This is a genomic window from Burkholderia sp. AU33545 (genome assembly GCF_020419685.1).
Taxonomy (GTDB): domain Bacteria; phylum Pseudomonadota; class Gammaproteobacteria; order Burkholderiales; family Burkholderiaceae; genus Burkholderia; species Burkholderia diffusa.
Genome location: NZ_JAIZRQ010000003.1, coordinates 593,599 through 613,321, shown reverse-complemented (window position 1 = coordinate 613,321; position 19,723 = coordinate 593,599). Strand labels below are relative to the sequence as shown.

Sequence of the window (19,723 nt, the reverse complement as noted above, 5' to 3'; positions counted from 1 at the left end):
CCGAGCGTCAGGCGACACGCAGCGGCACGACCGCCGCGGCGGTCGCGCATCCGGCCGCCTTCGTCAGTGAATGATCCGCGTAACCCCGCGTCCGCGCGGATCGGCCATCGCCTCCGGCGTCTTGCCGTCGATCTTGATCACCTGGATGTCGCCGCTGAAGTCCTGCCCCTTCAGCGTGTAGCCGCGAGCCTCGATCTGCTTCGCGAGTTCGCCTTCGATCGGGTGGTACGGCTCCCAGAAGATCGTGTTCGGCGGCAGCAGCTGGTGATGGAAACGCATCGCGCCGACGGCTTCCTTCAACGGCATCTTGAAGTCGTAGATGTTGTTGATCACCTGGAAGATCGACGTGAAGATCCGCGAGCCGCCCGGCGTGCCGATCACGAGCGACACCTTGCCATTCTTCGTCATGATCGTCGGCGACATCGACGACAGCGGGCGCTTCTTCGGCTCGATTGCATTCGCATCGCTGCCGACCACGCCGAACATGTTCGCGACGCCCGGCTTCGCGGAGAAGTCGTCCATCTCGTCGTTCAGCACGATGCCGGTGCCGTCGGCGATCACGCCCGAGCCGAAATAGCCGTTGATCGTGTACGTGTTCGACACCGCGTTGCCCCATTTGTCGACGACCGAGAAGTGCGTCGTTTCAGCCTTCTCCGGCATCGTCGTGCCGAGGCCCGGCTGCACGCTCTTCGTATCCGACGGCTCCTTCGGGTTGACTTCGGCCGCCCGCTTCGCAATGTATGCGTCGTCGGTCAGCTGTGAGATCGGCACCTTGTAGAAGTCGGGATCACCGAGATACTGCGCGCGATCGGCGAACACGCGCTTCTCGATTTCTGCGACGAGGTGGATGTACTGCGGCGAGTTGAGCTTCACGCCCTCGAAGTCCTGCTTGAGGTCCGCCTTCATCTTCAGCAGCTGCACGAGGCCGATGCCGCCCGAGCTCGGCGGCGGCGCGGTAATCACGTCATAGCCGTTCCACTTCGCCTGCACCGGCTGGCGCCACACCGCACGGTATTGCGCGAGATCCTCGGTGGTGATCAGCCCGTTGCCGTCGCCGGTCTTCATCGATGCGGCGATCAGCTCGGCCGTCTTCCCCTTGTAGAAACCTTCCGCGCCGTCGTTCGCGATGCGCGTGAGCACGTCGGCGAGATCCGGCTGCTTGAAGTTCACGCCGGCCTTCAGCCCGGAGAAATATTTGTCGAAGTTGGTCTTGCCGCCGAACTCCTTCGATGCGTCTACACCGCGCTGCGCGAGCTGTTCGTCGACGATGAAGCCGTCGCGCGCATAGTGGATCGCCGGCGCGAGCACCTGCTTCCATTTCAGCTTGCCGAAGCGCTTCTGCGCTTCCCACATGCCCGCAACCGTGCCCGGCACGCCGACCGCGCGCGGGCCATACAGGCTCATGCCCTTGACGACGTTACCGTCCTTGTCGAGATACATGTCCTTCGTCGCGGCGAGTGGGGCACGCTCGCGGTAGTCGATGAAGTATGGCTTGCCGTCCTTGTAGATCGTCATGAAGCCGCCGCCGCCGATGTTGCCGGCTTCCGGATACGTGACGGCGAGCGTGAACGCGATCGCGACGGCCGCGTCGATCGCGTTGCCGCCTTCCTTGAAGATCCGCTCCGCGGCGTCCGCGCTGTACTTGTCGGCCACGGCGACCGCCGCGCTCGTCAGGACCGCCGGCTGCGGGCCCTTCGCATAGGCCGGCGCGTTCGGCAGGAAACCGAAGCCGGCCACCGTCGCAAGCACGACAGCGGATGATTTGAAGCGATTCAGCATAGCCATTGCATGTCTCCCATGTGGATCTCCTTCAGGCAGGAAAGGCACCTGTTCCGCTCACGACCGCCGGCATGCCGACGGCCATCTCCGGTTTCGTAGTATAGGGGGACAAAAAGGGTCGAACACATGACGTGCAACGAAAGCGCATGCGTTGTGCGCGCGTGGTCACGTCGAGGTGTCAAAACAGGCCGGTGGATCGGTCGAAATTGCACGCGATACGCAGCATCACGCAGCGCACAAAACCGAAAGTTGCGAACTGCGCGGCACGCCGCGCAGTCCGTGCAAAAAAATCTGCAAACATCGCTCCCACTGCAACGGACGATCTGCGAAGATAGCGCCCCGCTTTCGCGCCGCATCATTTTTTTCTTGCACGCGCAGCTTCACGTTTCTTCGTCTCGCTTCCTATGGCATCACACAATGCGCATCATGCGTCCGGCTTCGCGGCCGGCGTCGCCGCCGCCGTCCTCGTCGCACAAACCGGCGCCACGGGCCCGTGGCATTTGGGCATGTTCGCCGCATTCGCGGCGGGCGTCGCGGGCGGCACCGCGCCCGACTGGCTCGAAGTCGCCTGGTGGACCCGCAAGCGCCGCTTGTGGATCACGCACCGCACCGTCACGCATTGGGGCATCGGCTGGATCGCGCTGCTCGCACTCGGGTGGCACGGGCTCATCCATCATCCGCATCCGCTGTGGGCCGCGCCGCTGTTCGGCTTCGCGTGCGGCGGCGTGATGCATCTGCTCGCCGACTGGCCGAATCCGCTCGGCGTGCCGTGGATCTGGCGGCGCCATTCACTGAACCTGTGGAACAGCGGGCATTGCGACCTGATCGTCGTGGCCGCCGCATGGGGCGGCACGCTGTGGCTCGCGCAGTCGCTGTGGACGCGTGCACCGCTGCTCGAACACTGGCTTGGCTGGTTGCATCGCGTTTAGTTGCGTGTAGTCGCGTGCAGTTGCGTGTGGCCGCTGATCGAGCCGCGCAACCGCACGTCGAACGCGACGCCCTCCTCTCGCCGATCCGGCACCCGCGGCCGAACGGGTGCCGTTCCGCGCGCCTGTCTGTTGAAATACCGACACCGCACCTCATCTGAATCTCCGGCGCGCGCGTTCCCCCGCCCGCCGTGCCCGGCACGCACACGCGACGTCTGGCACACTGACGATTCGTGCGCGCCGCCCACGCGCTCGCACCCCAATTCAACGCTCCGATGGACGTCACCGCTACCCGCCCTGCCGCCAGTGCGCTCGACGTGTTCCACCCGGCCGTCGCCGCGTGGTTCCGGCGCACGTTCGCCGCGCCCACCGGCGCGCAGGCGCTCGCGTGGCCGCACATCAAGGCCGGCCGGTCGACGCTTGTCGCCGCGCCGACCGGCTCCGGCAAGACGCTCACCGGATTTCTGTGCGCGCTCGACGACCTCGTGCGCGATGCGCTCGCGCACGACGGCGCGCTGCCCGACGCGACGCTCGTCGTCTATGTGTCGCCGCTGAAGGCGCTGTCGAACGACATCCACGTGAACCTCGATGCGCCGCTCGCCGGCATCGCCGAGTCGCTCGCGCAGCTCGGCCTGCCGGTGCCGGCGATCCGCACCGCCGTGCGCACCGGCGACACCACGCAGGCCGAACGCGCGGCGCTGCGCAAGCGCGCGCCGCACATCCTCGTGACGACGCCGGAGTCGCTGTACGTGCTGCTGTCGTCCACGTCGGGGCGGCAGATGCTGTCGAACGTGCGTTCGGTGATCGTCGACGAGATTCACGCACTGGCATCGTCCAAGCGCGGCAGCCACCTCGCGTTGTCGCTCGAACGCCTCGACGCATTGACCGGCCGCGCGCTGCCGCGCATCGGGTTGTCGGCCACGCAGAAACCGATCGACGCGGTCGCGCGTTTCCTGGTCGGCGGCCCGGCCGACGCGCCGCGCGACTGCACGATCGTCGACACGGGCCACACGCGCGAGCGCGACCTCGCGCTCGAACTGCCGAACGTGCCGCTCGAACCGGTGATGGCGACCGACGTGTGGGAACAGGTGTACGACCGCATCGCCGCGCTCGCGGCCGCGCATCGCACGACGCTCGTGTTCGTGAACACGCGGCGCACCGCGGAGCGCATGGCGCGCCATCTCGCCGACCGTCTCGGCAAGGACGCAATCGCGGCGCATCACGGCAGTCTCGCGAAGGAGCATCGCTTCGAAGCCGAACAGCGGCTCAAGCGCGGCGAATTGAAACTGCTCGTCGCGACCGCGTCGCTCGAACTCGGCATCGACATCGGCGACGTCGATCTCGTGTGCCAGGTCGGTTCACCGCGCGGGATCGCGCCGTTCCTGCAGCGCGTCGGCCGCTCGGGTCACCATGTCGGCGGCGTGCCGAAGGGCCGCCTGTTCCCGCTGTCGCGCGACGAGCTGGTCGAATGCGCGGCGCTGCTCGACTGCGTGCAACGCGGCGAGCTCGACGCATTGCGGATTCCCGAAGCGCCGCTCGACGTGCTCGCGCAGCAGATCGTCGCCGAAGTCGCCTGCGCGGAATGGCAGGAGGACGCGCTGTACGCGAGCTTCACGCGCGCCGCGCCCTATGCACGCTTGTCGCGGGAACGCTTCGACGACGTGATGAAGATGCTCGCGGAAGGCTTCACGAGCCGGCGCGGCGTGCGCGGCGCGTATCTGCATCGCGACGTGGTCGGTGGCACGGTGCGCGGGCGCCGCAACGCGATGATGACCGCGACGACGTCGGGCGGCACGATTCCCGACATGGCCGACTACGCGGTGCTGCTGGAACCCCAGGGCATCCAGGTCGGCACGGTCAACGAGGATTTCGCGATCGAGAGCCTCGCGGGCGACGTGTTCCAGCTCGGCAACCAGTCGTACCGGATCATTCGCGTGGAAACGGGCCGCGTGCGTGTCGAGGATGCGCAAGGCCAGTCGCCGAGCATTCCGTTCTGGCTCGGCGAGGCGCCCGGGCGCAGCGACGAATTGTCGGCGGCGGTCGGCCGGCTGCGCGCGCGGCTCGACGGGCTGTTCGCCGAAGGCGATCGGCCCGCGAAGGCCGGTGAACGCAAGCACACGAGCGGCGACGCGGCCGGCAAGACGGGCACGCGCGGCAACGCCAGGCAAGCGGCACAAGCCCGTGCCGCCGCCGATTCGCCCAACGATGCCGTCGGCACCGCGATCGAACCGGCCGAAAGCCGTCTCGCGCCGGCGCTGCGCTGGCTCGTCGACGATCTACATCTGTCTCCCGATGCGGCCCGCCAGATCGTCGACTACCTCGCGCGCACGCGCGCGGCGCTCGGCGCACTGCCGACGCAGGACACGCTCGTGATGGAGCGCTTCTTCGACGAATCGGGCGGCACGCAGCTGGTGATCCATTCACCGTTCGGCAGCCGCATCAACCGCGCGTGGGGGCTCGCGCTGCGCAAGCGCTTCTGCCGCAGTTTCAACTTCGAGCTGCAGGCGGCCGCGACCGACGACGCGATCATTCTGTCGCTGTCGCTCGCGCACAGCTTCGCGCTCGACGAAGTGTGGCGCTACCTCCGCTCGGCCAGCGCCGAGCATGTGCTGGTCCAGGCGCTGCTCGACGCACCGATGTTCGGCGTGCGCTGGCGCTGGAACGCGACGACCGCGCTCGCGCTGCCGCGCTTCACCGGCGGCCGGCGCACCGCGCCGCAGCTGCAGCGGATGAAGAGCGAGGACCTGCTCGCGACCGTGTTCCCCGACCAGGTCGCGTGCCTCGAGAACATCGTCGGCGAACGCGAGATCCCGCATCATCCGCTCGTCGACCAGACGCTCGACGATTGCCTGCACGACGCGATGGATACCGACGGCTGGCTCGCGCTGCTGCGCCGGATCGAAAGCGGCGCGATCGAGCTGATCGCGCGCGACCTGCCCGCGCCGTCGCCGCTGGCGGCCGAGATCCTGAACGCGAAGCCCTATGCGTTCCTCGACGACGCGCCGCTCGAGGAGCGCCGCACGCAGGCCGTGCAGTCGCGCCGCTGGAGCGATCCCGAATCGGCCGACGATCTCGGCGCGCTCGACGCCGACGCGATCAACGCGGTGCGCGACGAAGCATGGCCGCTCGTGCGCGATGCCGACGAAATGCACGACGCACTGCTCACGCTCGCCTGCGTCGCCGACAGCGAAGCGCGCGCGCACGAAGGCTGGCCCGAGCGGCTCGCGGAACTGGCCGAACGCCGGCGCGCGACGAAACTCGTCACGCCGGACGACGCAGCGGTGTGGGTGCCGGTCGAACGGCTGGTCTGCATGCGCGCGCTGCACCCCGACGCACGCGTCGCGCCCGCGCTGAAGGTGCCCGCCGCCTGCGCGCAACCATGGGAAGCCGATGCCGCGCTCGTCGATGTGATCCGCGCGCGGCTGACCGGCTTCGGGCCGCTGATGCTCGACGCGATCGCACGGCCACTCGGCCTGCCGTCCGCGCAGGTCGCGACCGCGCTTGCGGCACTGGAGCGCGAAGGCTACGTGATGCGCGGCCGCTTCACACCAGGCGCGACGACCGACGAATGGTGCGAACGCCACCTGCTCGCCCGCATTCATCGCTACACGGTCAAGCGGCTGCGCCGCGAGATCGAACCGGTCGAGCGCGCCGATTTCATGCGCTTCCTGTTCCACTGGCAGCACCTGACGCCCGACACGCGCGGCACGGGCCGCGACGCGCTCGCGGCCGTCGTCGCGCAGCTCGAAGGCTACGAAGCCGCGGCGAGCGCATGGGAAGACGCGCTGCTGCCCGCGCGCCTGACCGACTACACGGCAGGCGGCCTCGACGAGCTGTGCCGCTCCGGCAAGCTCGTGTGGACCCGAATCGGCGCGCCGGCCCGCGCGGCCGGCGCCCCCGTGAAAACGACGCCAGTCGTGCTGCTGCCGCGCCGCCACCTCGGTGCATGGCAGGCGCTGCGCGACGCGGACCCGCAACCGGCGCTGTCCGCGCGCGCGACGCAGGTGCGTGACGCACTCGCCAAACACGGTGCGATGTTCTTCGACGCGCTGCTCGACGAACTGCACATGCTGCCCGTCGAACTCGAACAGGCGCTCGGCGAACTCGTGTCGGCCGGCCTCGTGAATGCGGACAGCTTCGCCGGGCTGCGCGCGCTGTTGAAGCCCGCGGTCAAGCGCAGCGCGACGTATGCGCCGCGCACGCGACGCGGCGGCGCGCTGATCGGCGGGATGGACGACGCCGGCCGCTGGGCGCTCGTGCAACGCGCCTCGGCACCGGACGATGCGCCCGCACCGAAGCGCGGCCCGGCCGCGACCGATCCCGACGCACTCGAACATATCGCCTGGACGCTGCTGCGCCGCTACGGCGTGGTGTTCTGGCGGCTGCTCGAACGCGAGGCCGACTGGCTGCCGAGCTGGCGCGAACTCGTGCGCGTGCTGCAACGTCTCGAAGCGCGCGGCGAGATTCGCGGCGGACGCTTCGTCGCGGGGCTCGCGGGCGAGCAGTTCGCGCTGCCGGAAGCGATCCCGATCCTGCGCGAACTGCGTCGCCAACCGGGCGACGGGCAGTACGTGTGCGTGACGGGCGCCGATCCGCTGAACCTGGCCGGCACGTTGTTGCCCGGGGACAAGGTGCCCGCGCTGGCCGGCAATCGCGTGCTGTTCCGCGATGGCGCGCCGGTCGCGTCGCTCGTATCGGGCACGTTCCACTACGTGCCCGAGCTGCCGCCCGCTGCACGCGAGGATGCGCGGCTGCGGCTCGCTCGCCGCTACTGACATCGGCTGACACGCGGCACGTCGCGGACTACTGAACGCCGTGCCGCATCGCCGCGCCCGTTCGGGTAGCATCGAGCGATTCACCGCGCGGCCGACCGCGCCCAGAACAAGCCTTCCGGAGACTGCCCGTCATGTCCTCGCATGCCGATTCGCCCGCCGCTCATCACGCGGGCTCGCTGACGATTTTCCAGGGTGCCGCGTTGTATATCGGCGCGGTGCTCGGCACCGGTGTCATTGCGTTGCCCGCGCTCGCCGCCGAGGTCGCAGGCCCTGCGTCGCTGCTTGCGTGGGCCGCGCTCGTCGTGCTGTCGGGGCCGCTTGCGGCCACCTTCGCCGCACTCGGCGCGCGCTATCCGGACGCGGGCGGCGTATCGACCTACGCGCGACGCGCGTTCGGGCCGAAGGCCGCGGCGATCGTCGGCTGGTGTTTCTATTTCGCGGTGCCGGCCGGTGCGCCGGCCGCCGCGATGTTCGGTGGCGCGTACGTCGCGGCCGTCACGGGCGGCGGGCATACGACGGTCATCGTCACGGCTGCCGCGCTGATCGGGACGGTGTCGGCCGCGAATGCGTTCGGCGTCACGGTGTCGGGCCGCATGCAGCTGGTGCTGTCGGCGCTGCTCGTCGCGCTGCTGCTGGCCGCCGTGCTCGCATCCGCGCCACATGCGCGCACGGCGAACCTGCATCCGTTCGCGCCGCACGGGTGGCTCGCGGTCGGCCAGGCTGCCGCACTGCTCGTGTGGAGCTTCGCGGGCTGGGAAGCGATCACGCACCTCGCGGCCGAATTTCGCCGACCCGCGCACGACATGCCGCGTTCGGCCGGCATCGCCGTCGTGGTCGTCGGCTTCCTGTATCTGTCGGTCGCGGCCGCGAGCGTGACGGTGCTCGGGCCGTCGGCCGGCGCGTCCGGTGCGCCGCTTGCGGAACTGATCGCGGGCGGCATCGGCGGTCATGCGCAGGTGCTGGCGGCCGCGGCTGCGCTGCTGCTCACGCTCGGCACGATGAATGCGTATTTCGCGGGCACGGCCAAGCTCGGCGCGGCGCTCGGGCGCGACGGCGCACTGCCGGCGTGGCTCGCACAAGGCAGCCAGGTCGGCGGCGTGCCGCGCCGCAGCCTCGGCGTGATCGCGATGCTGGCGGCCGTCGCGCTGGCCGCGACGACGCTCTCGAACGTCGGGCCGAAGCCGCTCGTGCTCGTCACGTCCGGATGCTTCGTGATGGTGTACGGGCTCGGCGCGGCCGCCGCGCTGAAACTGCTGCCGCGCGGCGGCATCGCGTATCGCTGCGCGTGGATTTCGCTCGTCGCCGTCGCCGGGCTGTTCCTGACGACCGGATGGTATTTCCTGTGCCCGCTGCTGCTCGCGGGCGGTGCGCTGCTGTATCTGCGGATGGCCGGACAGCGCACGTGATCGCGCGCCGGTGCCCGTGTGCGGACGAGCGTGCGCCCGTCGCCGCGATGCACCGGCCCGCCGCGCGCCGCTTCGCCCGGCGCGTCAGGCGGGCACGAGTTCGAAGCTGAGCCGTTTGCCGAGCGCGGTGGCGGCGCTCGCGAGCGTCGCGAGCGTGAGGCTCGTATCGGTTTCGTCGAGCAGCCGGTTGAGCGCGGCGCGACTGGTCTTCATCCGCGCGGCCATCGCGGTTTTCGTGATGTGCTGCGCCTTCATTTCCTGCCCGATCTGCCACGCGATCACGCGCTTGATCGCGGTGGCGGTGGCCGCTTCGAGGTGGCCTTCCTCCTCGAGGAATGTGTCGAAGTCGCTGCCGATATGCGGGTTGTTCGTGGTCGTCATGAGTACTCCAGTGCATGGCGTTGCCGGCCGACCCATCGCCGATCTCATGCGGCGGCGCGGCCGGGGGAATTCAGATGGCGCGCGTCAGCGCTTTCAGCCGCGCGACGGTCACGTCGAGATCGTCGGACGGCGTGGCCTGCGACTGCTTGAAGAACGCATGCAGCAGCACCATCGTGTCGCCGACGATCGTGAACAGCACGCGCGCGCTTCGCCGCGGCAGCATCACGCGGATTTCCCAAAGATCCGCCGACATCTTCCGGACCAGCGGCATGCCCAGCGGCCAGCCGAGTTGAACGGTCTTGATCTCTTCGCCGATCATCCTGCGCTCGATCTGCCCGAGCGCCTCCAGCCATTCGCGCACCGGCTCGTTGCCACGCGCGGTGCGGAAGAACCGCACGCCGAGCGTGATCTGAATCTGCTGTCTCGCCATCGTCGTGTCATCGAGCGTATCAAAAACGGTACGATATGCCAAGCATGACGAGGCCCGCTACTGACCGAACGGCTAACGAATGGAGGTGAAACAACGACGGTCGGACACCACCCGCCCACGCCCTGGCCCGTGTCTCAACGCGCGCGGCGAGGCGGCTTGCGCGCGCCGCGGGGCGTGCGACGGGTGAGCGCATCGCCGAACCGCGCCTGCGCGATCTCGCGCACGGCGTCGATCAACGTCCGGGCGACGGGCGACGGTTGCGCATCGGTGCGCAGGATGAGCCCGACCGGCTCGTCGGTGCCTGCGGACGGCAGCGCCAGCCGCGCGAGTGCACCGGCCGACAGGTCGTATTCGGCCGCATAGAGCGGCACGAACCACACGGCGTCGTTCTCGAGCGCAAGCGCGCGCGCGACCGACACCGACAGCACCTCGATGAACGAATCCAGCGGCGGCGCGCCGCATGCGCCGAGCAGTTGCTCGGCCGACTGGCGGATCAGCGTGCCGTACGGCGGGAGCACGACCGGGTAGGACGCGAGTTCGGCAGCCGGCGCGGCGCTCGCCAGCAGCGGATGGCCGGCGCGCACGACCGCGACGAGCGGTTCGTTGTACAGCTGCTCGAACGCAAGCCCGATCATCCGCTCCGGCTCCGACAGGCGCCCGATCGCGCATTCGATCGTCCCGGCCTTCAGGCGCTCGAGCAGCTCGGCATTCGCGGCCGTCGCGATCCGCACCACGATGCGCGGCCAGCGTGCGGTCAGCGCCTTCATCAGCGCGGGTGCGAGCGATGCCGCAACCGTCGGCAGCATGCCGATTTCGAGCGTCGCCGCGGCCGCGCCGCCCTCGCGCGCGAGCAGCCCGACGCCCTGCCGCAGCGCCAGCACGCACGCATTCGCATGCGGGATGAACAGTTGCGCTTCGCGCGTAGGCTGCGCGCCGTGCCGCCCGCGTTCGAACAACTTCACGCCGAGGATCGACTCCAGTTCGGCGATCGTCTTCGACACGGCCGGCTGCGTGATTGACAGGCTTTCGGCCGCTTTCTGCACGCCGCCCAGTTGCGCGACCGCGAGAAAACACTGCAGGTGCCGGAACTTGACGCGGCCGTCGGCGATACGGTTATTCATAACGAGCAGTTATGCGAGTGGCAATGAAATACCATTTTGCATAACTTTCCGGAAAGACCCAAGCATTCGGCGTGGTGTCACGCACGACGCCGCAGCGCGTGGAATCCGGTCGGCTCCCGGATCCGTTTCGCGATCAGCAGAGCCGTGCCGCGCTTCTGCCCGAGCGGTGCCGACGGCGAACGCATCGCGCTGGGCCGCCGCGTCGTGGCACCGAGCACCGACGCGCAGCGCAACGTGCACGCGCTGGCCGAACAGCGGATCGACGCGCGGCTCGGCAGCCGCGTCGACCTGCTGGCGCAGCGCGGGTTCTGCGCGAACTACGTGAGCGAAGTGCTCGGCGCCGACCGCACCGCGACACCGGCCGCACTGCTGCGCACCGGCACGCTATCGCTCGAATTCGACGGAATCGTCTTCGATCCCGCCCGACGGTCACGCCTGACGAACGACGGGCACGCCCGGGAAGGCCGGATAACAACAACGAAACACAAGAAAGCAGCGACGGGCTGGCTGGAGGGCCGTGCCTGGCGTCGTCACCGACGACGCGAAGCCCGATCGCTCTCTCCGCCGGACAGGCGGCCCGTCCGCCGGATTTTCACTGGCGCCGCATAACATAACGAATGGTTATGCAATTCGCTAAAAAAGTTCATTTTTCATAACTTTCCGGATTGACTAAAGTCTTGCCATCCACTTCGCGAAATACCTAACAGGAGACGCCCGATGGATTCCCCCACGATCCTCACGCCGCGCGACTGGCCGTCGCATCCCGCGTATGTCCACCCCGAGTACCGTTCGTCGGTGAAGCGCGGCCCGACGCGCCCGATGATCCCGTTGAAGGAAAAGCTGCGCGACCAGTTCGCGCCCGTCTACGGCGCCGAGGATCTCGGCGCGCTCGACCACGACCTGACGAAGAACGCCGTGAAGAACGGCGAGCCGCTCGGTGAGCGCATCGTCGTCACCGGCCGCGTGCTCGACGAAGGCGGCAAGCCCGTGCGCAACACGCTCGTCGAGGTATGGCAGGCGAACGCGGCCGGCCGCTACGTGCACAAGGTCGACCAGCACGACGCGCCGCTCGACCCGAACTTCCTCGGCGCCGGCCGCTGCATGACCGACGCCGAAGGCCGCTACCGCTTCCTGACGATCAAGCCCGGCGCCTATCCGTGGGGCAACCATCCGAATGCGTGGCGTCCGAATCACATCCATTTCTCGCTGTTCGGCGACTACTTCGGCTCGCGCCTCGTCACGCAGATGTACTTCCCCGGGGACCCGCTGCTCGCGTACGACCCGATCTTCCAGGGCACGCCGGAAGCGGCGCGCGACCGCCTGATCTCGCGCTTCTCGATGGACATCACCGAAGAAGGCTATGCGCTCGGCTACGAATTCGACATCGTGCTGCGCGGCCGCGACGCTACCCCGATGGAGCGCTGAACCATGACGACGCTGAAGCAAACCCCTTCGCAAACGGTCGGCCCGTACTTCGCGTACGGCCTGTGCCCGCAGCAATACGATTACGACCTGAAGAGCCTGTTCACGCCGACGATCGCCACGCCGGAGGCCGAAGGCGAGCACGTGCTCCTGGTCGGACAGGTGTTCGACGGCGACGGCAACGTCGTCAGCGACGCGGTGCTCGAATTCACGCAGGTGGACGCGGCGGGTCGCTATCCCGCGTCGCGTGACGACATCGCGAAGTCCGGTTTCACGGGCTTCGCACGCGTCGGCACGGGCACCGATGTGCAGAACCGCTTCGTGGTACCGACGGTGAAGCCTGGCCGCATCACCGCCGACGAAGCACCGCACGTCAACGTGACCGTGATGATGCGCGGGATCCTGACCCACGCGTTCACCCGCGTGTATTTCGACGACGAAGCTGCCGCGAACGCGGCCGATCCGGTGCTGAACCTGGTGCCGGCCGAACGCCGCTCGACGCTCGTCGCGAAGCGCGACGCGCAACCGGGCCGGCCCGTCGTGTACCGCTTCGACATCCACATGCAGGGGCCGGACGAGACCGTGTTCTTCGACGTGTGACGCGCGAGCCGGCGCCGGCCGGCTGATCGCACCGAACCGCCGCGTGGCGCGATACCAACAGGTATCGCGGCGCGCGGCGGTTTTCGTTTTCGGGGGCCAACATTCGATGCCGCGCCGCAGCACGTCCGGTCAGGATCGTCGAACGCTCGCGGTTGCCTGCTTCGGACCCCGAAATCGAACGTGCGATTAAAACGCATGCTGCGACTGCACATGAATCGTTGGGGCCGCGCGATATCGTTTGTGCGTTATGCGGCGTATGCTTCGCTATCCGCAGCCCACCGATGGAATTGAATCGGATCAAGCAATAATTTCACGACTCGATGCGCGAACATGGCCCACTGGCTGTCTCGCATTTTTTCTAACCGAGTGCCTTTAAGCGCGTCTGACCGAAACCTGGCAGGCGCGTTTTTTTCGTCCATGACCGAAGCACTGCGCCGCGCCCCGCCGCCGTATCGGTTCCGGCTAGCGGCGCGCCTCCAGATACCGGCTCGGCGTTTCGCCGAGAATGCGGCGAAACGCCGACGTAAAGGCGCTCGCGCTCGCATATCCGAGATCGAGCGCGACACGCGTCACCGGCTGCCCGTCGCTCAGCCGTGTAATTGCCGCCAACATGCAGACCTGCTGACGCCACGCGGCAAAACTCATACCGGTCTGCGCGCGGAACAGCCGCGTAAACGTGCGCCGGCTCACGCCTACATCGGTCGCCATCCGGTCGAGATCGGCCGCGATCGACGGCGACGCGAACAGGTGCCGACAGATCTTCCCCAGACGCGCATCGGTCGGCAGCGGCGCGTGCAGCGACAGCCGCGGCATCTGCGCGATTTCCGCGATCAGCAGCGCCATCAGCTTGCCCGCCCGACCGTCGACGTCGTACATCGCCGGCAGGTCGATCGCATCGTCGATCAACTGCCGCAAGAGCGGCGACACCCCATATACGCCGCACTGGTCCGACAGCCCTGCGGCCCGGGCCGCGTCTTCGGACACGAACGCGTTGAGCATCGTGACCGGCCCGGTCATCGTCATTTCGTGCCGCACGCCGGCCGGCACCCAGCACGCGCGCTGCGGCGGCACCAGCCAGCGGCCGTGCGGCGTCGACACGCCGATCGTGCCGCGCGACGCAAACGCGAACTGCCCGCGCCCGTGCGCGCGCTCCGGAAACGTCGTACCCGCCGCGTAGTCGTTGGCGGTCGCCACGACGCTACGCGGAATATGTTCGTAGGGATCCAGCAGCGTATTTCTCAAGGCCCGAATTCCATCATGAGTGACCCGACAGCGAAGGCGGGGCACCTTCGATCGGTCTACGATCCGCTCCACGCTTGCGCGACCGGACGGCCGCGAGACCCGACGGCCGAATCGGCCGGATAGCGACTTCATCGGAGCGGAGATGCCCAATACGTTTCATCTCGTGGGGCACGGACCGACGCGGATTTCAGCGACGAGCTCGCGGTCCGGCATCCGATCGGCACGCATCACCGCAGCATGAACGACATGGCCGACAGGCTGTTCAGCGTGCGCACCACGTGCTCCACCGACGGCCCGTCGAAGCGCAGCGTCACCGCATCGACCCGCTCGAGCGACGGCAGCACGCAGAACAGGTCGGCGAGCGCGGCCGTCTGCACGCGCAGCGTGCAAGCAGCCGGCGCGGGCCGATGCGCACCCGCGCGCCAGCCGGACGACAGCGCGTGCGCGACCGTTTCGCGTGCGGCGGTCGCGATGCGCGCGCAGGACGCTGCCGGCGTGAGCGTGTCGCCGCTCGATGCGCCGCCGGCCGTCTTGACCGTCTCGAAACGCGCGTCCGGAAACAACGGCCGGGTTTCCTCGGCGAACACGTCGTCGCCCGACGCCAGCGCGACGTGCGCGCCATATTCGCGCGCCAGCGCGCCGTACAGCCCAGCTTCGCCGAGCTCGACGCCATTCAGCCACACCTGCGTGAACGCGAAGTTGTTGATGGTGTGCGCAAGCACGCCGCGCGTCTGCGATTTCGCGTGAAAGCCGATCATGAACACGAGGTCGGGCTGCTGTTCGAGGCCCGCCATCATCCCCAGCATGCGCGGCTTGCCGAGCACGACGCGGGCACGGGCATCGAGCCCGTCGGGCAGCAGATTGCGGAAGCCGCCATGCGAATCGTTGACCCAGACGGCCTGCGCGCCGCCGGCGAACGCGCCTTCGATCGCCGCGTTCGCCTCGGCGGTCATCCAGCGGCGCGCACGTTCGTATTCCGGATTGCCGGCACGCGTCTGCTCGATGGCGAACACGCCGGCGACACCCTCGATGTCGGTCGAGATGAGTATCTTCATGAATGGATCGGACGTCCCTCGTTACCTTCGTTGAATAACCGATCGAGATCGGGCACCACGTCGCGCAGCGATTGCCGCACGTGGCCGTCGCGCCCGGTCACGGTCACGGCCTGCAGCAGCGCGTCGGCGATCGCGTGCTCGACGCTCTCGGCCGCGGCCATGAACAGCGGATCGAGCGCCGCATCGGCCACGAGGGCCGGTAGCGCGATGGTCGACGCATCGTGCGCGATCGTGTACGCGGTCGAAAAGGCGAGCGCGATGTCGCCGCTGCCGTGCCCGTAGACCGAACCGGTGCGGGCGAGCCCCGCGCCCGCGCGACGGGCGAGCCGCGACAGTTGCCGCGCGTCGAGCGGCGCATCGGTCGCCAGCAGCAGGATGATCGAGCCTTGCTCCGGCGCCGCCGCCTGCGCGTCCACGGCGGCACGGCGCTGCGCGGCGATGCGCCCGAGCGGCACGCCGCCGAGCGTCAGCATCGGCAGCCGGCCGAAATTCGCGAGCACCAGCGCGCCGACCGTGTACGGCCTGCCGGCCGCGACGGCCACGCGCGACGCGGAGCCGATCCCGCCCTTCAGGTCGAAACACGACATCCCGCGCCCGGCGCCCACCGCGCCACGTGCGAAGTCGCGCGCCGCGGTATTGCAGGCTTCTTCATAATGCGCGGCCGTCACCGCGAACGCCTGGATGTCGTTCAGATAGCCGTCGTTGCACTCGAACACGAGCGGGTTGACGGTCGGCCAGTCGCGGCCGATGTGCGGATTCTTCGCGATCGCCGCGCGGATCTGCGCCTGTGCGACCGCGCCGACGCCGAACGTGTTGGTCAGCGCAATCGGCGTGTCGAGCGTGCCGAGTTCGTCGACCTGCACGAGCCCGACGCTCTTGCCGAAGCCGTTGATCACGGCCGCGCCGGCCGGCACCTTGCTGCGGTAAGGGTCGCCCGGATGCGGCTTCACGACGGTGACGCCCGTCTGCACGTCGCCGGCATCGAGCGTCGCATGGCCGACCGTCACGCCCGGCACGTCGGCAATCGTGCCGCGCGGCCCGGCCGGCAGCGTCGTGCTCCACATCGGAACCGCACGCATCAGCGCCGCTCCAGCTTCGGGTCGAGCGCGTCGCGCAGTCCGTCGCCGAGCAGGTTGAACGCGAGCACGGTCAGGAAGATCGCGAGGCTCGGGAAGACTGCGATGTGCGGCGCCGTCACCATGTCGGCGCGCGCCTCGTTGAGCATCGCGCCCCACTCCGGCGTCGGCGGCTGCGCGCCGAGCCCGAGGAACGACAGGCTCGCGGCCGTGATGATCGACGTGCCGATCCGCATCGTGAAGTACACGACGACCGACGACACGGTGCCCGGCAGAATGTGCCGCATGATGATCGTCCAGTCGGACGCGCCGATGCTGCGCGCGGCTTCCACGTAGGTCATGTGCTTGAGCATCAGCGTGTTGCCGCGCACGAGCCGCGCGAACGCCGGAATGCTGAAGATCGCGACCGCGCAGATCACGTTGACCATCCCGTTGCCGAGGATCGCGACCACGCCGATCGCGAGCAGGATCCCCGGGAACGCGAACAGCACGTCGGCCACGCGCATCGTGATGCGGTCCCACCAGCCTTCGTAGTAGCCCGCGAGCAACCCGAAGAACGTGCCGATGAGCGCGCCGAGCGCGACCGAGAAGAAGCCCGCGGCGAGCGAGATGCGCGTGCCGGTGACGATCCGGCTGAAGATGTCGCGGCCGAGCGAGTCGACGCCGAACCAATGCACGGCCGACGGACCGGCGTTCAGCGCGTCGTAGTCGAAATAGTTCTCCGGATCGAACGGCACGATGTGCGGGCCGACGAATGCGAGCACGACGAGCCCCAGCACGAAACCGCCCGCGACCAGCGCGACGGTCTGCTTGCGGAACTTGCGCCAGAATTCGCGCCACGGCGTGCGGATCGCGCTCGATGCGGCCGACGCCGCGGGCTGGACAGTCGCGTTCATGCGCGCCTCACTTGAACCGGATGGTCGGGTTGATGACCGCGTACAGCACGTCGACGGTCAGGTTGATCAGGATGAATTCGAGCGAGAACAGCAGCACGATCGCCTGGATCACCGGGTAGTCGCGCATCGTCACCGCGTCGACCAGCAGGCGCCCGAGCCCCGGCCAGTTGAACACGGCCTCGACGACGATCGAGCCGCCGAGCAGGAAGCCGAACTGCAGCCCCATCATCGTGACGACCGGGATCATCGCGTTGCGCAGGCAATGCTTGAGCACGACCATCGGCTCGTGCACACCCTTCGCGCGCGCGGTGCGCACGTAGTCCTCGTTGAGCACCTCGACGAACGACGCGCGCGTGAAGCGCGCCATCACGGCCGCGACCGCGGCGCCGAGCGTCAGCGACGGCAGCACGTAGCTCTTCCACGTGCCGTCCGGCACGACGGGCAGCCAGCCGAGCTTCACCGAAAATATCTCCATCAGCAGCATGCCGAGCGCGAACGCCGGAAACGAGATGCCCGAGACCGCGATCGTCATCCCGAGGCGATCGGGCCAGCGGTTGCGCCATACCGCCGACGCGATCCCGATCGCCATCCCGAACGCCGTCGCCCAGACCATGCTGATGAGCGTCAGCAGCAGCGTCGGCATGAAGCGCTCGCCGATCTCGGTCGACACCGGACGCTTGCTGCGCGTCGACGTCCCGAAATCGCCGTGCGCGATCTTCACGAAGAAGTTCGCGAACTGCGCCGGCAGCGGCCGGTCGAGCCCGAGATCGGCGCGCACGAGCGCGACCGTCGCGTCGTCGGCTTCCGGGCCGGCCGCGAGCCGCGCCGGATCGCCCGGCAGCAGGTGCACGAACAGGAACACCAGCACCGCGACGATCGCGAGCGTGGGCAGCAGGCCGAACAGGCGTTTGACGAGAAAATTCAGCATGGGGCACCGATCGAATCAGCGCGCCGGCAGCTCGCGCCGCCGGCGCCGCACAACGGGCGAATCGCCGTCATTTCACCGAGATTTCGTCGAAGTTGAACGAGCCGTCCGGCATCACGTACATGCCGTGCAGGCGCTTGCTGCGCGCATAGACGATCTTCTCCTGCACCAGGAAGATCCACGGCGCGTCGGCCCACACCTGCTTCTGCGCGTCAGCGTACAGGGAGGCCTTCTTCGCTTGGTCGGTCGTCTCGAGCGCCTTCGCGAGATCGTCGTCGACCGCACCGTTCTTGTAGTACGCGGTGTTGTAGAGCTTCGGCGGCGCCGACGTGGACGCGAGCAGCGGCGACAGCGCCCAGTTCGCCTCGCCCGTCGAGGCCGACCAGCCGCTGTAGTACATCCGCACCGGTGCCGTCGCCGGATCCTGCGCGCTCTCGACCTTCGCGACCCGCTCGCCGGCCTCGAGTGCCTGCACCTGCACCTTCACGCCGACCTGCGCGAGCTGCTGCTGGACGAACTGGATCAGCTTCTGCGCCGTCGAATGGTTGTACGCGGACCAGAGCGTCGACTCGAAGCCGTTCGGATACCCGGCCTCCTTCAACAGCGCGCGCGCCTTCGCCGGATCGTACGGCCAGGGCCCGAGCTTGGTCGCGTATTCGACGCCCACCGGGGCGACGCCCGTCTGCGGGGTTGCGTAGCCGGCGAACACGACCTTCGCGAGCGCTTCCTTGTTGACCGCGTAGTTCAGCGCTTCACGCACCTTCGGATTGTCGAACGGCTTCTTCTGCGTGTTCAGCGAGATGTAGCGCTGGATGATCGACGGCCGCTCGATCAGCTCGACCTTCGGATTGCTCTTCAGGTCGGCAGCCTGCTCGAACGGGATCGTGAACGCGAAATCGGCCTCGCCGGTCTTGAGCAACGCGGCGCGCGTGTTGTTGTCGACCACCGGCTTCCAGTCGATCGAATCGACCTTCGGATAGCCCTTCTTCCAGTAGCCGGCAAACTTCTTCACCTTCATGTCGTCGGTCTGCTTCCATTCGACAAACTCGAACGGGCCCGTGCCGACCGGATGCAGCGACACGTCGCGCCCCCACTTCTTCAGCGCGGCCGGCGAAATCATCACCGCCGACGGGTGCGCGAGCGTGTTGATGAACGCGGAGAACGGCTCGCGCAGCGTGAAGCGCACCGTCATCGGATCGACCACCTCGGTCTTCTCGATCACGCGGAACAGCCCGTAACGCTTCAGCTTGTTCGCCGGATCGGTCACGCGGTCGAAGTTCGCCTTCACCGCGTCGGCGTTGAAATCCGTGCCGTCGTGGAACTTCACGCCCGGGCGCAGCTTGACCGTGTAGACCTTCGCATCGGGCGACGCCTGGTAGCTCGTCGCAAGCACGTTGACGAGCTTCATGTCCTTGTCGAAGCCGAACAGCCCTTCGTAGAACGACTTGACGACAGCTTGCGACACCGTGTCGTTCGCGTCATACGGGTCCATCGTCGTGAACGTCGAGTACACGGCGACCACGACGTTCTGTTGCGCGAACGCGGGCACGGCGACCGACAGCGCGAGCGCGCCTGCCCCCGCGGCGAACAACGCGCGCGGACGGAACATCGGGAACGAATGCGACTTGTTCATTTTGTCTGGCTCCTGTGGATGATTCGGTAACGCGTGGTGGAAATCGCGGCGTGACT

The 19,723-nt window shown here is 68.2% G+C and carries 15 protein-coding genes and 2 pseudogenes; 6 read left to right on the top strand and 11 right to left on the bottom strand.

Features of this window, described 5'->3' with window-relative positions; translation table 11 throughout:
* Positions 1–63: 63 nt before the first annotated feature.
* Positions 64–1,785, bottom strand: a complete 1,722-nt coding sequence (gene ggt / locus LGM71_RS12770; protein ID WP_226115016.1) for a gamma-glutamyltransferase — start codon at positions 1,783–1,785, stop codon at positions 64–66.
* Positions 1,786–2,183: 398 nt separating this feature from the next.
* Here ggt and LGM71_RS12765 point away from each other — a divergent pair, with 398 nt between their 5' ends.
* From LGM71_RS12765 to LGM71_RS12755, 3 genes are all read left to right on the top strand, one after another.
* A complete protein-coding gene (locus LGM71_RS12765) occupies positions 2,184–2,708 on the top strand; it encodes a metal-dependent hydrolase (RefSeq protein WP_059599250.1) in 525 nt (174 codons plus the stop codon).
* Between the two features lie 272 nt (positions 2,709–2,980).
* On the top strand, positions 2,981–7,480 hold the full coding sequence (locus LGM71_RS12760) for a DEAD/DEAH box helicase (protein ID WP_226115015.1): 4,500 nt from the start codon (positions 2,981–2,983) through the stop codon (positions 7,478–7,480).
* 131 nt (positions 7,481–7,611) lie between these two features.
* The gene (locus LGM71_RS12755; protein ID WP_226115014.1) at positions 7,612–8,886 is read left to right on the top strand and encodes an APC family permease; all 1,275 of its coding nucleotides are present in this window, start codon (positions 7,612–7,614) and stop codon (positions 8,884–8,886) included.
* Between the two features lie 84 nt (positions 8,887–8,970).
* Here the strand turns inward: LGM71_RS12755 and LGM71_RS12750 are convergent, their stop codons facing one another.
* The 4 genes and pseudogenes from LGM71_RS12750 to LGM71_RS12735 all read right to left on the bottom strand — a co-directional run.
* Positions 8,971–9,267, bottom strand: a complete 297-nt coding sequence (locus LGM71_RS12750) for an XRE family transcriptional regulator (RefSeq protein WP_059466239.1) — start codon at positions 9,265–9,267, stop codon at positions 8,971–8,973.
* A gap of 70 nt (positions 9,268–9,337) precedes the next feature.
* Positions 9,338–9,697, bottom strand: a complete 360-nt coding sequence (locus tag LGM71_RS12745) for a type II toxin-antitoxin system RelE/ParE family toxin (protein WP_059598893.1) — start codon at positions 9,695–9,697, stop codon at positions 9,338–9,340.
* Between the two features lie 134 nt (positions 9,698–9,831).
* The gene (gene pcaQ / locus LGM71_RS12740; RefSeq protein ID WP_226115013.1) at positions 9,832–10,818 is read right to left on the bottom strand and encodes a pca operon transcription factor PcaQ; all 987 of its coding nucleotides are present in this window, start codon (positions 10,816–10,818) and stop codon (positions 9,832–9,834) included.
* A gap of 77 nt (positions 10,819–10,895) precedes the next feature.
* Positions 10,896–10,997, bottom strand: a pseudogene (locus tag LGM71_RS12735) (transcriptional regulator); the annotation flags it as partial.
* Here LGM71_RS12735 and LGM71_RS33290 point away from each other — a divergent pair.
* From LGM71_RS33290 to pcaG, 3 genes and pseudogenes are all read left to right on the top strand, one after another.
* A pseudogene (locus tag LGM71_RS33290) lies at positions 10,981–11,244 on the top strand (hypothetical protein); the annotation flags it as partial. The pseudogenes LGM71_RS12735 and LGM71_RS33290 sit on opposite strands and share 17 nt — an antisense overlap.
* Before the next feature lie 291 nt (positions 11,245–11,535).
* Positions 11,536–12,243, top strand: a complete 708-nt coding sequence (gene pcaH, locus LGM71_RS12725) for a protocatechuate 3,4-dioxygenase subunit beta (RefSeq protein WP_059525082.1) — start codon at positions 11,536–11,538, stop codon at positions 12,241–12,243.
* Positions 12,244–12,246: 3 nt separating this feature from the next.
* The gene (gene pcaG / locus LGM71_RS12720; protein ID WP_226115012.1) at positions 12,247–12,840 is read left to right on the top strand and encodes a protocatechuate 3,4-dioxygenase subunit alpha; all 594 of its coding nucleotides are present in this window, start codon (positions 12,247–12,249) and stop codon (positions 12,838–12,840) included.
* Between the two features lie 462 nt (positions 12,841–13,302).
* On the opposite strand, the gene LGM71_RS12715 is transcribed toward pcaG, so the two are convergent.
* The 6 genes from LGM71_RS12715 to gsiB form a co-directional block, all read right to left on the bottom strand.
* Complete coding sequence (locus tag LGM71_RS12715) at positions 13,303–14,082, bottom strand: AraC family transcriptional regulator (protein WP_226115011.1); 780 nt, start codon at positions 14,080–14,082, stop codon at positions 13,303–13,305.
* A gap of 227 nt (positions 14,083–14,309) precedes the next feature.
* Positions 14,310–15,137: a M55 family metallopeptidase gene (locus tag LGM71_RS12710; RefSeq protein ID WP_151048900.1), complete on the bottom strand. Its 828-nt coding sequence runs from the start codon at positions 15,135–15,137 to the stop codon at positions 14,310–14,312.
* Positions 15,134–16,216: a P1 family peptidase gene (locus tag LGM71_RS12705; RefSeq protein ID WP_226115010.1), complete on the bottom strand. Its 1,083-nt coding sequence runs from the start codon at positions 16,214–16,216 to the stop codon at positions 15,134–15,136. The genes LGM71_RS12710 and LGM71_RS12705 overlap by 4 nt, the downstream gene beginning before the upstream one ends.
* The gene (gene gsiD / locus LGM71_RS12700; RefSeq protein WP_059598882.1) at positions 16,216–17,109 is read right to left on the bottom strand and encodes a glutathione ABC transporter permease GsiD; all 894 of its coding nucleotides are present in this window, start codon (positions 17,107–17,109) and stop codon (positions 16,216–16,218) included. The genes LGM71_RS12705 and gsiD overlap by 1 nt, the downstream gene beginning before the upstream one ends.
* 7 nt (positions 17,110–17,116) lie before the next feature.
* Entirely contained in the window at positions 17,117–18,037 is a 921-nt protein-coding gene (gsiC, locus tag LGM71_RS12695) for a glutathione ABC transporter permease GsiC (protein WP_124628683.1), read from the bottom strand.
* A 67-nt stretch (positions 18,038–18,104) separates the two neighbouring features.
* On the bottom strand, positions 18,105–19,667 hold the full coding sequence (gsiB, locus tag LGM71_RS12690; RefSeq protein ID WP_124628685.1) for a glutathione ABC transporter substrate-binding protein GsiB: 1,563 nt from the start codon (positions 19,665–19,667) through the stop codon (positions 18,105–18,107).
* Positions 19,668–19,723 lie beyond the last annotated feature (56 nt).

Coding starts and splice junctions, on each gene's coding strand:
- ggt (WP_226115016.1), bottom strand. CDS start 1,785: ATGGCTATGCTGAATCGCTTCAAATCATCCGCTGTCGTGCTTGCGACG.
- LGM71_RS12765 (WP_059599250.1), top strand. CDS start 2,184: ATGGCATCACACAATGCGCATCATGCGTCCGGCTTCGCGGCCGGCGTC.
- LGM71_RS12760 (WP_226115015.1), top strand. CDS start 2,981: ATGGACGTCACCGCTACCCGCCCTGCCGCCAGTGCGCTCGACGTGTTC.
- LGM71_RS12755 (WP_226115014.1), top strand. CDS start 7,612: ATGTCCTCGCATGCCGATTCGCCCGCCGCTCATCACGCGGGCTCGCTG.
- LGM71_RS12750 (WP_059466239.1), bottom strand. CDS start 9,267: ATGACGACCACGAACAACCCGCATATCGGCAGCGACTTCGACACATTC.
- LGM71_RS12745 (WP_059598893.1), bottom strand. CDS start 9,697: ATGGCGAGACAGCAGATTCAGATCACGCTCGGCGTGCGGTTCTTCCGC.
- pcaQ (WP_226115013.1), bottom strand. CDS start 10,818: ATGAATAACCGTATCGCCGACGGCCGCGTCAAGTTCCGGCACCTGCAG.
- pcaH (WP_059525082.1), top strand. CDS start 11,536: ATGGATTCCCCCACGATCCTCACGCCGCGCGACTGGCCGTCGCATCCC.
- pcaG (WP_226115012.1), top strand. CDS start 12,247: ATGACGACGCTGAAGCAAACCCCTTCGCAAACGGTCGGCCCGTACTTC.
- LGM71_RS12710 (WP_151048900.1), bottom strand. CDS start 15,137: ATGAAGATACTCATCTCGACCGACATCGAGGGTGTCGCCGGCGTGTTC.
- LGM71_RS12705 (WP_226115010.1), bottom strand. CDS start 16,216: ATGCGTGCGGTTCCGATGTGGAGCACGACGCTGCCGGCCGGGCCGCGC.
- gsiD (WP_059598882.1), bottom strand. CDS start 17,109: ATGAACGCGACTGTCCAGCCCGCGGCGTCGGCCGCATCGAGCGCGATC.
- gsiC (WP_124628683.1), bottom strand. CDS start 18,037: ATGCTGAATTTTCTCGTCAAACGCCTGTTCGGCCTGCTGCCCACGCTC.
- gsiB (WP_124628685.1), bottom strand. CDS start 19,667: ATGAACAAGTCGCATTCGTTCCCGATGTTCCGTCCGCGCGCGTTGTTC.